Genomic DNA, 13,655 nt, shown 5'->3' with positions numbered 1-13,655 from the left:
TACCAAAACCTAACAAAAATGTCAATAACTTACACAATGTAAACACTACCTAATAAAACGCGAGTGATTCATTCGTCTAACTCTACCTTGAGAGGAACTTTAAAGGTCTTCGGATCTAAGCCTTGTGCTTTAAGGTCGTTAATCGCAGCTTGTAATTCCTCACCAGTTTCTTCCAATTCGTGGATGTATTCTCTATTCTCATTATTATGTCGAGCGATCTCAAGTTCTATCTCATTGAGTCGCTGGAGGTCAGTGAGCAGGCCTTCATCTACGCCGACGACCCTCGGAACAATCTCTAACCATTCTTCCATAAGTGGGTGTTCGCCTTTAGCGATGATATAAAAGGCACTTTTCAAGGTTTTTAGTGATCCCTCTGGGTCTTTGTCTTTAAGATCAAGATACCTTATCAGCAATTCCCCTGATTTTTCCATTCGTTTTTCTATTGGAAGTTGGAAGTAACGCTCTATGGATGCGAGTTCTTCTGCAAGGGCTGCTTGCTCTGAATCACTCAGCACGACCGAAGAATTCTCTTTCGTGAGATCTTGTTCATCGCCCCCACATCCAAATGCTCCCAGAAGCAAGGTAAGGGAAATCGCAATAATTGTTGTATATCTCATTGTATTCTCACTTTCCCTTTGGGGAGTGTCCGAAACGGGCAAGCGCAGCGGTGCCGCCCGTTTCTCTCAGACTAAAACATGCGAGACCATTTGAAATCGACTTGATACCCGCGCCCCTCTTCAAGGGCTCGTGCGAAGTTCAATCTGAACGGTCCCCCTTGGAAGCCTATACCGAGATTAACCTTCGGCTGCATATCTTTTATGTCTTCCAAGCGATACCACACTTGTCCTACGTCTACAAAGGGGATAATGGACGCGTTGTCGCCTATACTGCGAGCATACTCCAGGTTGAAGAGGAATCCGTGGTTGCCTACAAATTCATAAAGAGAGTACCCACGGAGTGTTCCGATCCCACCGATTACAAATTGACGTTGAAAAGGCAATGGCGCAGTCGCAAGTCCGACTTTCAAGCGCGCAACAATTTGGTCGTCTCCAATAGGCGAGTAGTGTCGGAAGTGTGCCTGGAAGCGCGTAAAATCGAAATCCGAGCCTATTGTAGGACTGGCATGCTCCACAAGAAACGTGTTGTACCACTCACTTGTGTTTCCACCGTACGGACTATCGGGATCGTATTTTAAGTCAGTATCTCCTCGGTTATCAAAATCGTATTTTATGGAGATACTCCGCATGCTTCCATCATGTATTGGGGAATTGCTCCGGCCCGCTAAGTCGGGATGTGCTGACCAGTTTCTGAGATGAAAATTCATCGTCCTGTGTAGACTTTCGTGCTCTTCCCAAAGTAGGAACGCGCCGAGCGAGTGCTTGATACTTGGAGATTGCCATTGCAGTGCCATTACCGCGCCCTCTCTGAGATAGTAGTCTTGGAAATCCGTACCCCATAACCCCCGCAAAAACTGCTCGCTATCGCTTAGCAAGATGTCTCTATCTCTGACAGATGTTAATCGATGGATTTGTGCGCTATACGTCAGATGCGAGGCTTCTCCTAATGCCACGCCACCACCCGCTCGGTAGTTCAGGCTTTCGCTTGAGAAACCATAACTCATTGTTCCAAACAGAAAGGGACCCACTGACGGACGGTAACGCCTCCAAGAATCATTTTCATCAATATCAATTGAAGCAGTAGTCCCGTTTTCATTTCCGCGAATCATTGAGCCTGATCCCGCAAAAAAGAGCGGATCCGAATGCCACCGTTTGCCGATTTCAAAGCCGCCGCTGAGTCGCAGTCCATCCACAGGATTGAGCGTGCTGGCACTCACCGGACGGAAAATGTCCGCGCTTGATGAATTCACCACTGTAGGACGAACTGGTGTCAGAGAGACATTCTGGGTCCTTCCTAAAACGGGTTCCGTTGGCTCAACGGGTTCAATGGGTTCTGTGGGTTCAACGAGTTCTGTGGGTTCAACAGGTTCTGTGGGTTCACTGGGTTCTAAGGTGTCTAACCAACCTTGTGTACCAGAGGATTTTGGTGGCGGTAGCACATGGAGCCAGTGTCCGTCATTTTTAAAAGTATGATCAACACCTATATTTGACCACCAAGAACGTGTACCCGTCCGTGCTTGTCCTCGGTCAAAGTTGATCCCCATCCGAATCGGTTCGGTTGTATCTGGGTAATCCAACATTTTCCACGGAATTTCCATCTCCACAACCCAGCCAGTCGCATTGATGTTAGCGGCGACGTTCCACTGCTCCATCCATTCGGTTTTGTTTGCGTCCTGTTTGGGAGAGTGGACGAATTTTTTGCCAGACGGGTTTGCCATGAAGTAGGTACGATTAGAAAATCGGTGTGTGTGGAAAGGATCAATGCTGAAAGAGACCCAATCCTCCGTCGTTTTAAACCGGACATGGTCTTGAGTTTGCAGAGCAATGATCTTATCCGGTTCGCTATCATAGAGATGCCATGCGACGTAGATCGCTTCGTCTGTGTAAATCAGTTTGACTGTTGTATCATCCTCGACCGGATTTCCACTACGCTCATGCGTGAAATTACTCGCTGCGTGGGCGATTTTCCAACACGCATCGTCAAGGGCTCCATCAATAATTGGCGCATTTTCGACTTTTACAGCGAGTAACTCTTTCTGGACGGTATCTGCAATTGATTTCGGCTGCGCCTTCAGCGCATCGCCAACGTTGATATCCGTCGCACCAAAATTGCTCAGATTGCTGAGCAGGTCCTCAATCCGTTCTGGCGCGATTTCCCCAACGATATTGACAAAAGTGACTTCTCCAGACGTTTCAGGCATCACAATCGCAAAAATCCCGTAGACTACATCTTCGTCAAACAGCAGGCTAATTTCTACGACCTCATTCTCGTCCTTAATTTTCACAAGGACTTCCCAATTATCTTCCTTGAGCCGCTGCTGAAAGTAGCTAATAAATCCCTCTTCGTCGATCGTGAGCCTATCATAAGTGCGTACATAAATGCCGTCCAGCATCTGAATTAACTCCGCAACTTCTGGCGTATTGCTCACTGATTTCGTAACCAAGTTGATAAGTTTTGCCGTTAGGTTAACCTCAACTTTTGCTTCAAGTGAGTCTGAAGAATCAAAGATGATAAGTCCTTTTCTCTTGGTTTCGTCAGGTGTTTCCTGTTGTGCAACTGCTGACTGCATCGGTATCAGCGATAAAACTAAAAACGATAGTATGAACAGCAGGGCACCGTACTTTTGCAGTTTCATTGGTTCTCCTCCTTATTTGAGGGGTCATTTGTTTCTGTTTCTAATTTCGGTGCTTCGTCTGATCCTTCCGGGTTGATAGAGTTTACCAAATCACGAATCGTCTTTGACATCCCCTCTTCCGAACTCGATGCCATAACGCGTCCAAATAGAGCACCGAGTTTCTGAAAGTTGATCTCCCCGTAGATATTCACAAAACTCCAACTCTCGTCGTCGATAATCGTGACAAAAATACCGTGCAGTATCCCCGGTTCTTCCGCATAGAGTAGACTGAGATTAAATTTGTCCGTGACTTTGACAATATGTTCCCACTTTTCGTCTGCAAGTATACCTTGATAGCGGTCTACTATCTGGTTGAGATCTTCCGTCTCTTTATCGTAAGCCCGGACAGCCGCACCTTTTAGCATGTCGGCATACTCCGTATATGCTGTCATGTTGGTGGGTGGATCTCCATCAGATTTTGGAATGCTCGCAACGCCGAAATTGATAAGTAGGTTGAAGAATGTTTTATCCAGATTAATTACCATTTTAGGGGCAGAGGCATCTGGTAGGTCCATTGCTATTTTGCCGCGGATGGTCTCTGCTTTTGCCACACCGTTAGTCAGGGCGTACCCTACCGTGAAGAGGCAGCAAACTATTAAAAGGGCTGTAAGGGTGAATCTGTTCATTGTGTTTCTCCTTCTTGCTGTAAGTTTTGATTGTGTTCCGTATCCAGAGCGTTTTCAGGTAACCTGTTGAGGCTATCCAAACTTCTATGGATTGCGGATGAAATATTTTGTTTCTGTTTCAATGCCCGACGTGAGGCTTCTTCAATCCGAACAAACGGACGCTGCGAAGTCTCATCAATCTGGACATTCGGAAGTTTTTCTTTAACAACGATACCCGTTCTTTCGACTGCGTAATTTAACTTACTTAGCACATAATTGAGGTCCCGGGAAGCTTGCATGATTTTTTGATGCTGTTGATACTGGTAAATACCAAACGCGACAATTCCAAACAGACATACCACTGCACCTACGCGAACAAGTGAGAACGTCAAATTATCCCAGAATGTAGATAATTGAAATAACCGGTGCCACCATCTTTCACCCTTATCTGGATGGGCACGGACATAAGCCTCGACCGCATCAAAGACTTTTGGGGGTGGTTCCAATCTCGGAAGTTCGTGTAAGGCTTCGCTGATTGTTTGGGCGAAATGCACCTCATCTTGACATTTCGGGCAGGACGTAACGTGCGCCGCTATTCTCGAGTGTGTCTCGGCATCCAGCTCAGCCGCGAGATATGCCTCTAAGGTGTCCTGAACTTCCGAACAAAGTAAATCTTGAGGGCGTGAAAATTGGTTCATTCGTCATTTCTCCAGTAGGGACGCAAGAGTTCCCGCAATTTCTTACGGGCACGAAATGCGGTTGATTTCACAGTACCTTCGGGTTGCTCTAATACCTGTGCAATCTCTTTGAAATTCATACCTTCCAATTCCCGCATAATTATCACTGAACGCATTTCTGGCGGCAATTTTTTGATCGCACAATGTACGGACGCTTTAAGTTCCCGTCTGATGACAATTTCGTCAGGCGATGGATTTGACTGATGCGTATGTCTATGCAGTAGCGTTTCGAGCTCCCTCTCGTCTCCTTCTGTTAGAGGTTCTTGGAATTTTTGCCGCTTTAGCAGGTTGAAACAGAGATTCTGTGCGCATTTGAGCAACCATGAACGCACGGTCTTCAGACGTAATTTGCGCCGGTTCTCCCACGCTTTTATGAACGTTTCCTGCGTTATATCTTCCGCATCTTCTCGGTTTCTGAGTAGATAAAGAGCATGCTGATAAATCTGAGTCTTGTGCTCGTGGACAAGTTCAAGGAATTTATCTTCTGTCATGTTTCAACTCCGCGCGTTTTGAGGTTAACATTACTACAAACGAGTTGAAAAAAGGTTGCACTTTTCTGCAAATTTCCTCATAAATATAGGTGTGACGGGAGGTGTAACCTTTGTCAACCGCAGTCGTATTTATAAAAATATGAGTTGGTTTGATGATTAAGATGCGGTTTTGAGGCGGGAAGGTTGCATAATTTTGGAGAGATGAGAGAAATACGCGAGGGTAGTAGGGGCAGCCCTGGTGGCTGCCCGTTAGTCTATTCCCACTGGAATACCGTCCCCAACAAGCGCATCGGTTCGTCGCGGAGCCATTGATATATCTGTGGTGCCTCATCAATATTTACACGGTGTCGAATCAGCGGAGCAATCTTGACCGAACCTTGGCGAAGCAGCCTGCAAAGATTTTCCAGATCATCACAAGTGAAGTGGCTACACTGAAGGATGCTGATCTCCTTGTGTTGACCGACGTTAAAAGTGTAATTAACGTCAAATCGCCCGGCGACTAAGAGCAAACGACCCCGGACCTTACAGGCGTGAATCATGGGTGTAACCATGTCTGGAACGCCAGCGAAATCCATAATAGCGTCAAAGGTACCATCTTGAATCTGTGCTTCCCAACCGTCATCACTTGTATTGAGCACCTGTTCCGCTACACCGAGTTGACGCATCTGTTCTAAGCGTGATTCTTCAATGTCACAGACCGTGACGCGGGCACCCATGGCGTTAGCAATTTGGGCAGCGAACATGCCGATGCATCCTTGTCCGACAATAAGCACTTTTTCGCCAATACGCGGATTGACCCGACGACAACAGTGCATCGCTACACCGGAGATGCCGAAAAGGGCGGCCTCTCCAGGATCAACGTCCTCTGGCAATTTCAGCAGGAGCCCATCTTCTGGAATAGTGAACCGCTCGACATGGTTCACGCTGGCATAAATTAGGTCACCAATCTTGAGGTTCGTTACGTCCGGGCCGGTTTCAATAACCCTGCCGACGTTTTGGTAGCCATCGGTGGTCGGCAGCCGTGTATCGGAGGCTGAATAGTTACCCCCGATAAGTTGATTCCGTTCCGTTCCGTTGGTAAGACCAGTGAAGACGGCTTGGCACAGTACCTCGTTTCCGACAGGTGGAGAAGGTTCTTTCCAGTCGGTAGCAACAATCTTTTCACGTCGATTATCTGGCAATAATTTGACAACAAGTGCTCTCACGATATTAATAACTCCTTACAAAAATTTTTAATACCGAATCCCGCTTTTTAGTTTATACAAGGCTCTTAGATTTGTCAAGGATTTTCAGAATCTCTATTCTTTAAAAAAAATCCGTTGACAGATTATCAGACTTTCTATAAAATTCAAATTATAAAAAATTGGTTCCGAAACGATCGACCCTTTTTATGTATTGCACCTTCAAAGTAAGGAGAACGGGAATGCCGAAACGCATTAATAAAGCGATCGAGTTACTCGAAAACGATCTGCCTGTCTTCTACACTGGCAGTCACACAGGCGCGGCTCTCAACTATGATGCCGGCGTCGCGATGGCGAAAACTTGGGCAGATTATATCAACGTCGGCATGGAGCACGGGGCTTTTGATCTTGCTGGATTGGATAGTTTCATGCGCGGACTCGTTGATGGTGGACCGACCAATAGTGGACATACAACGCCGGCTATCATTGTTGAGTTACCCGTAGATGGCATCAGTGCAGACGTGATTCGTGCCAACGGTTGGCAGATGCGGCAACTCCTTGCGCGTGGGGTCCACGGTCTCTTGCTTTGCCATGCTGAATCTCCAGAGGCAGTCAAAGCGTTTGTTGAAGCATGCCGCTACCCCTTCCAAACTGTCGGGGTTGGTACACAATTGAATGTCGGACGCCGCGGGTCTGCAGGGCAAGGTTCCGCCGCACCCATCTGGGGCATTTCCGCTAACGAATATCTTGAGGTCGCCGATCCCTGGCCACTGAATCCGAAGGGTGAACTCTTGCTCGGACTCAAATTTGAGAATAAGCGGGCATTAGCAAACGTTGAGATTACCGCACAGGTTCCGGGAATTGCCTTCGCAGAGTGGGGCCCCGGTGATATGAGCATGTCGTTTGGCTACATGAACCCGCCGAGTCCGCGCCCACAAGAATTAGAAGATGCCCGAAATCGCGTCTTTGCTGCATGCCAAGCCTCTGGCATTCATTTTTTGGAGAGCACGTCACCTGATACAATTAAGGAAAGTATTGACGCGGGTGTGCGAATTACCGGGGGTGGCGAAGAAGCTGCACGCATCGGACGTGCGCACGCCGGTAGGGAAATGGCTGTTTAACTGGCTATCAGCTGTCAGGTCGCTTCGCTTTCAGCAAAGTGGCTATCGGAAATAAAGAAAAGAGACATTTTATAACGCTTGCGTCTTTGCTGAGGGCTGACAGCCGATGGCTGATGGCTATAATGCTGACCGCTGATAGCCAGAAAGGAAAATATACTATGGCATTAACAGAACAGGAAATGTTGGCAGAACTCCGTAAATATGATACACCCTCGATTACGAATGTGGTCGCTACGTATCCGACGAGTCCGCTCTGTCTGGGACTTTACAATCCGTGGACAGAAAATTGGTATACAGATACGACTATCCGTTGTATGTACCCTGAACTTGGTGCTGTTGCTGGGTATGCAGTGACATGTGTCTACGGTGTGCCCGATCCGAACTATCCCGGGCTCTCCTTTATGGATGTTATTGATGCGTTAGGTGCCTCCAAGCAGCCAACAATTCTGGCATTTGAGCAAAAATTTCCGCCTGAATTCGAGAACAAGGTCGGCTTGGCAGGCGGTAACATGACTGCAGCGATGAAAGCGATCGGTTGCCTCGGTGCGATCTCAAATGGTCCGTCACGCGACATTGACGAAATCCGTCCTATGGAATTCCAATACCTGTTAAGTGGCATCACACCCGGACACGGCGCGATGGCGGTTCAGGCTGTCAACGTTCCAGTCTCAATAGCCGGTATGGACGTCGCACCCGGCGAAATTATCCACATGGATGAGAATGGCGCGTGCAAGTTTCCCGGTGACAAACTGGAAGCAGTGCTGACAAACGTCAAGGCTTTACTTAAAGAAGAAGGCGATCGGATTGGGAAATTGCTCTCAGGTCCAAAGACAGCAAAGCAGGTCCGCGCAATTTTTAGCGGACACTCTTATGCAGAGGATGATGAGGAATAGACACGTTTTTTGTTAAACTTGTAGTGGCGATCTCAAGATTGAAATCGCCACTCATCTGGAATGGAATCTATGGAGGTACGCATGTCATCTCTTGCGGTACAAACCTATCTGACCCCTGAAGAGTACCTCGCTTTTGAACGCAAGGCGACGACAAAACATGAATACATCAACGGACAGATAGTCGCCATGTCCGGCGCAAGTTTCGCCCATAATTTCATCACAGCGAATATAGTAACGTATCTTAATATTCAATTGATGGATGGAGAATGCCGAGCCGTCGCAAGCGATATGCGGGTGAAGGCACAGCAAACAGAATCCTACTTTTACCCGGATGTTGTCGTTGTTTGCGGGGAACCGCGCGCTGAAGATGATACTTTTGACATTCTCCTGAATCCCACTGTCGTCGTGGAGGTCCTGTCACGCTCAACTGAAGCTTACGATAGAGGTGAGAAATTTGAGCATTATCGGCAAATTGGTTCTCTAAAAGATTACATTCTCATTTCGCAAGATGAGGTTCGCGTTGAACATTATTGTCGTCAAGAGTCGGGGTGGATGCAAACCGAGTTTCGGGAACTTGAGGATGTCCTCTCGCTTTTCTCTATAGGCTGCGAACTCCGTTTACAGGATATTTATAGACGGGTCGAACTCGTCGCCAGTTAATCTCAAAAGTTTGAAAAACGTCTAAAATCTTAAAAAATTATTTGGCAAGGACATAAAAATCTTATATACTATTTAAAAAAAATATAAATTAAGACTGAAATAGGATAAAAAATGCACAACGTTTTTGAAACCCTAAATGAGCGGGGTTTTGTTAAACAGACTACGAATGCAGAACAGGTTGCCCAGCTTCTATCCGAAGGACAGGTTACCTACTATGTCGGTTTTGACCCAACAGCATCCAGCCTGCATGTCGGGAGTCTTGTTCCCATAATGGCGATGGCACATCTGCAACGCGCCGGACATAAACCGATCGCAATCATCGGTGGCGGCACAACCATGATTGGTGATCCAACCGACAAAACCGAGATGCGTCCGATGCTGTCACAGGAAAATATCGCAGCAAATGGAAAAAGTATTCTCACGCAGCTCCAGCGTTACCTAAATCTTGATAACGGCATAGCAGATGTTGATGATTCACAGGATGTCTCGGAAGTAGGGAGATTTCTCAACAACGCTGATTGGTTGCTTTCTATAAATTACATCGAATTTCTACGTGACATCGGTAAACACTTCCGAGTCAATGAGATGATTCGAGCGGAAGGGTATCGACAACGGCTTGAGCGCGAACTCGGACTCTCGTTCCTTGAATTTAACTATCAACTCCTCCAAGCGTACGATTATTTGTGTCTTTTTCGGGAGTATGGATGCCGCCTCCAGTTCGGCGGAGACGACCAGTGGGGTAATATCCTTGCCGGTGTCGATCTCGTCCGCCGGATTGAGGGTGCGCGCGTACATGGACTCACTTTTCCATTGTTGACTACGGCAAGCGGCGCAAAAATGGGAAAAACCGCAGGCGGTGCAGTCTGGCTCGATGCTGAACGGACATCACCTTACGAGTTTTATCAATACTGGATTAACACCGACGACCGAGATGTCTCTCGATTCCTCGCTTATTTCACCTTTCTTCCCATGGACGAAGTCCAAAGACTTGGGAGTTTGAAGGATGAGGCGATTCGGGAGGCAAAAGAAGTCCTGGCTTACGAAACCACACAACTTGCCCATGGAAAAGCAGCGGCGGACAAAGCACAAGCAGCGGCACGTGCCGCATTTAGTGGTGGCAATCTTGATGACATCGCAATGCCGACTTCGGCTATCGCTTCCGAGCGACTTGAGAAGGGCATTCCCATCATGGAGTTGTTTCATGAAGTCGGGTTAGCAAATTCCCGCAGCGAAGCACGACGACTTGTTCAGCAAGGCGGCGCATACATCAACGAAGAAAAATGTGATGCAATAGGTACAGTGATCCATACGGGTCTGCTTGAGGAGAATGCTTTGCTTCTCCGTGCTGGGAAGAAACGGTATCACAGAATTATTATTGAAAAAGAATAATTATAACCGAAGATTTTTATAATAGGCGTGCTTTATGGCGCGCATCATACAATGGTTATCCGGGTTCTCGCTTTAGAAACTGATAACCGTAAAGAGAGGTGAATATGACTGTCGATAATCCCAAGGGAGTTGAAGAGGCGACAACTTCTCCGAAGCATTCTAACGAGGGTGATCGGATGGGACTCACTTTCACACCCCATTTTACGACCCCTGGCGTTCATCCCTACGATGTGTTAGAGTGGGAACGCCGCGACGCGGTCATTTACAATGAAAAGGGTGATGTTATCTTTAAACAGGAGCAGGTCGAAGTACCCGCAAGCTGGACCCAACTCGCGACAGACATCGCCGCGTCAAAATACTTCCGAAAAGCTGGGGTCCCCGGGACAGAAGCTGAAGATAGCGTCCGTCAACTCGTTACCCGTGTCGCACGTACCCTTCGCCGCGCAGGTGAAGAACTTGGGGGCTATTTTGCCACCCCTGAGGATGCACAGACCTTTGAGATGGAACTGACACATATCCTCGTTACACAACGGGGTGCTTTCAACTCGCCTGTCTGGTTTAATTGCGGTTTATGGCACGAATATAATATTGAAGGCGGCGGCGGAAATTACTATTGGGACCGCGACGCGAAGAAAGTCGAGGTCACTACCAATGCGTATGAGCACCCACAAAATTCCGCTTGTTTTATCCAAAGCGTTGATGATTCTCTGGACTCCATGTTGGAGCTCCAGAGATCCGAAGTCCGACTCTTTAAATATGGCAGCGGTACAGGGTCTAATTTTAGTCAAGTACGTGCTAAGGGGGAACTCCTTTCCGGTGGTGGTGAGAGTTCTGGAGTCCTCTCCTTCCTTGAAGGTTTTGATCGTTGGGCAGGCAGCATTAAGTCCGGTGGCACTACCCGACGCGCGGCCAAAATGGTCATCCTTGACATGGACCATCCCGAAATTGTTGACTACATTGACTGGAAACTCCGGGAGGAAGATAAAGCAAAGGCACTCATCGCTGCTGGATATCCCGCTGACTTCAACGGTGAAGCGTATAGCACAGTCAGTGGACAGAATAGCAATAACTCTGTGAGGATCCCTGATGACTTCATGAGTGCTTATCTCCAAGGAGATTCGTGGAAAACTACCTATCGCACAACCCAGGAAGTCGCCGAGGAGTATGATGCCAGAACCCTCATGGAAAAAATTGCTTATGCGGCATGGGCATGTGCCGACCCAGGCGTTCAATTTGATAGCACGATTCAGAAATGGCATACTTGTAAAAATACAGATAGGATTAACGCAAGTAATCCATGTAGTGAATACCTCTTCTTAGACGATTCTGCTTGCAACCTCGCCAGCATTAACCTCGCTAAATTCTTGGGAGATGATGACAGCTTTGACATTGACGGTTTCCGCGCTGCGGTGCGTGTGTTCATCACTGCTATGGAAATTATAGTCGGTTTCTCTGCGTATCCGACCTCACGGATAGCACAACGTTCTCATGAGTATCGTCCTCTCGGACTCGGTTACGCTAATTTAGGCGCCCTTTTGATGCGCTTAGGGATTCCTTACGATAGCGCACAGGCTTGTGCTTATGCTGGTTCTATTACTGCTATGCTGAGTGGACACGGCTACCGGACAAGTGCAGAGATCGCTAAAAGCGTTGGAACTTTTGATGGCTATCCCGAAAATCGGGATTCGATGTTGAACGTTATGCAGCTCCATCGCGATGCTGCTTACAGCATTGATTCCGCTGCGTGTCCACCAAAGCTTCTGGACGCAGCGCAAACAGATTGGGATATTTGTCTTGAAAAGGGTGAGCAGTGGGGTTATCGGAACTCCCAAATTAGTGTTATCGCGCCTACAGGCACGATCTCTTTCCTGATGGATTGTGACACAACCGGGATTGAACCGGAATTCGCTCTCGTCAAATTCAAGAAACTCGCAGGCGGCGGATACATGAAAATTGTTAATCAGAGCGTCCGCGATGCCTTACATAACCTCGGGTATACGCTACAACAGACTGAGGCGATCATTACCTATCTCGTCGGAACGGGGACCTTTGATGGAACGCCTCATATCAATCCAGAGACGCTGAAACAGAGAGGCTTTACCCAAGAGGATATCGCTCGCGTCGCAGAGACGTTACCGAGCGCGTTTGACTTGAATCTCGCCTTTGCTCCCGGTTTCCTCGGGGAAGAGTGCCTGCGACGCTTAGGTATAACCGAGGAAATGGCGGCAGACCCAAGCTTTAACCTGCTTTCTACGCTCGGATTTACCGAAGATGAGATTGTTACCGCAGAAGAGGTCGTCTGCGGCACGGGGACGGTTGAGGGCGCACCGCACCTCTCGCCAACGCACTATCCTGTTTTTGATTGTGCCGTCCAATGTGGTAAGCACGGAACCCGTTATATAAACCACATGGGACCCTTGAAAATGATGGCGGCTGTCCAACCCTTTATTTCTGGTGCTATTTCTAAGACTGTTAATGTCCCAAATGATGCAACAGTAGATGACATCAAAACGCTATATGTGGAAGCGTGGCGACGCGGTGTGAAATGTCTCGCTGTGTATCGCGACGGTAGCAAAGGGAGCCAACCCCTCTCGACCCGAAGCCAACAGGATTCGGAAAGTGAGGGAACAGATGTGACCCTATCGGATGCCGAACAACCCGCTGCCCACCCTGTCAGACGACGTTTGCCAGATGAGCGACGCGCCATCGCACACAAATTCAGTATTGGGGGGCATGAAGGCTACATACACGTCGGGCTTTATGAAGATGGGAGCCCCGGTGAAGTCTTCCTCCGCATGAATAAGGAAGGCTCCGTCATTTCTGGATTGATGGACTCCGTTGCAATCCTCACCTCTGTTGCTTTACAGTACGGCGTTCCCTTAGAATCGCTTGTCAATAAATTCAGCCATGTCCGGTTTGAACCCTCTGGTTTCACGTCTAATTCTGAGATCCCAATGGCGAAATCCATTATGGACTATGTCTTCCGTTGGCTTGGTACCAAGTTCCTCTCTGGGGAACCCCAAGAGAGTCCGGAAATTCCGGACTTTGACGAACAGATGGTACCGCCTGAAGAACTTCATCCCTTCGGACATGGCAGCAACGGTGAAACGGATACTTGGCTGGAGCGTGAGAAACAGATTGTCCTCCAACATGCAGATGCACCCCCATGCCCCGAGTGCGGCGCACTTATGGCGAGAAGCGGGGTCTGCTACCGCTGTGCCAATTGCGGTGCGACGAGTGGTTGCTCCTAATTTCTTTTTTCAACAGTTGGAGGCGCGGTTAAATA

The 13,655-nt window shown here is 48.0% G+C and carries 11 protein-coding genes; 5 read left to right on the top strand and 6 right to left on the bottom strand.

Going from position 1 to position 13,655, the window contains the following annotated elements; genetic code table 11:
• Positions 1 to 68 precede the first annotated feature (68 nt).
• The 6 genes from OXN25_13975 to OXN25_13950 form a co-directional block, all read right to left on the bottom strand.
• Complete coding sequence (locus OXN25_13975; GenBank protein ID MDE0425964.1) at positions 69 to 617, bottom strand: hypothetical protein; 549 nt, start codon at positions 615 to 617, stop codon at positions 69 to 71.
• Between the two features lie 71 nt (positions 618 to 688).
• Entirely contained in the window at positions 689 to 3,253 is a 2,565-nt protein-coding gene (locus tag OXN25_13970) for a DUF4252 domain-containing protein (GenBank protein ID MDE0425963.1), read from the bottom strand.
• Complete coding sequence (locus OXN25_13965) at positions 3,250 to 3,918, bottom strand: DUF4252 domain-containing protein (GenBank protein MDE0425962.1); 669 nt, start codon at positions 3,916 to 3,918, stop codon at positions 3,250 to 3,252. The genes OXN25_13970 and OXN25_13965 overlap by 4 nt, the downstream gene beginning before the upstream one ends.
• A complete protein-coding gene (locus OXN25_13960; GenBank protein ID MDE0425961.1) occupies positions 3,915 to 4,595 on the bottom strand; it encodes a zf-HC2 domain-containing protein in 681 nt (226 codons plus the stop codon). The genes OXN25_13965 and OXN25_13960 overlap by 4 nt, the downstream gene beginning before the upstream one ends.
• Positions 4,592 to 5,125 (bottom strand): RNA polymerase sigma factor, encoded by a 534-nt coding sequence (locus OXN25_13955; GenBank protein ID MDE0425960.1) that lies wholly within the window; start codon positions 5,123 to 5,125, stop codon positions 4,592 to 4,594. Before OXN25_13955 ends, OXN25_13960 begins: the two co-directional genes overlap by 4 nt.
• Positions 5,126 to 5,379: 254 nt before the next feature.
• Positions 5,380 to 6,330 carry a zinc-binding dehydrogenase gene (locus OXN25_13950; GenBank protein ID MDE0425959.1) on the bottom strand — a complete coding sequence of 317 codons (951 nt, stop codon included), beginning with the start codon at positions 6,328 to 6,330 and terminating at the stop codon, positions 5,380 to 5,382.
• A 218-nt stretch (positions 6,331 to 6,548) separates the two neighbouring features.
• Here OXN25_13950 and OXN25_13945 point away from each other — a divergent pair, with 218 nt between their 5' ends.
• The 5 genes from OXN25_13945 (at position 6,549) to OXN25_13925 (ending at position 13,620) form a co-directional block, all read left to right on the top strand.
• Positions 6,549 to 7,427 carry an aldolase/citrate lyase family protein gene (locus tag OXN25_13945; protein ID MDE0425958.1) on the top strand — a complete coding sequence of 293 codons (879 nt, stop codon included), beginning with the start codon at positions 6,549 to 6,551 and terminating at the stop codon, positions 7,425 to 7,427.
• A gap of 158 nt (positions 7,428 to 7,585) precedes the next feature.
• Complete coding sequence (locus OXN25_13940) at positions 7,586 to 8,320, top strand: RraA family protein (protein MDE0425957.1); 735 nt, start codon at positions 7,586 to 7,588, stop codon at positions 8,318 to 8,320.
• Between the two features lie 81 nt (positions 8,321 to 8,401).
• Positions 8,402 to 8,980 carry a Uma2 family endonuclease gene (locus OXN25_13935; protein ID MDE0425956.1) on the top strand — a complete coding sequence of 193 codons (579 nt, stop codon included), beginning with the start codon at positions 8,402 to 8,404 and terminating at the stop codon, positions 8,978 to 8,980.
• Between the two features lie 111 nt (positions 8,981 to 9,091).
• Positions 9,092 to 10,369: a tyrosine--tRNA ligase gene (gene tyrS / locus OXN25_13930; protein MDE0425955.1), complete on the top strand. Its 1,278-nt coding sequence runs from the start codon at positions 9,092 to 9,094 to the stop codon at positions 10,367 to 10,369.
• A gap of 104 nt (positions 10,370 to 10,473) precedes the next feature.
• Positions 10,474 to 13,620, top strand: a complete 3,147-nt coding sequence (locus tag OXN25_13925; GenBank protein ID MDE0425954.1) for a vitamin B12-dependent ribonucleotide reductase — start codon at positions 10,474 to 10,476, stop codon at positions 13,618 to 13,620.
• Positions 13,621 to 13,655: the final 35 nt, after the last annotated feature.

This window comes from Candidatus Poribacteria bacterium (assembly GCA_028820845.1).
Taxonomy (GTDB): Bacteria; Poribacteria; WGA-4E; order WGA-4E; family WGA-3G; genus WGA-3G.
Note: the sequence above shows the minus strand (reverse complement) of the source record. Positions and strands in the feature narration are given on the sequence as shown.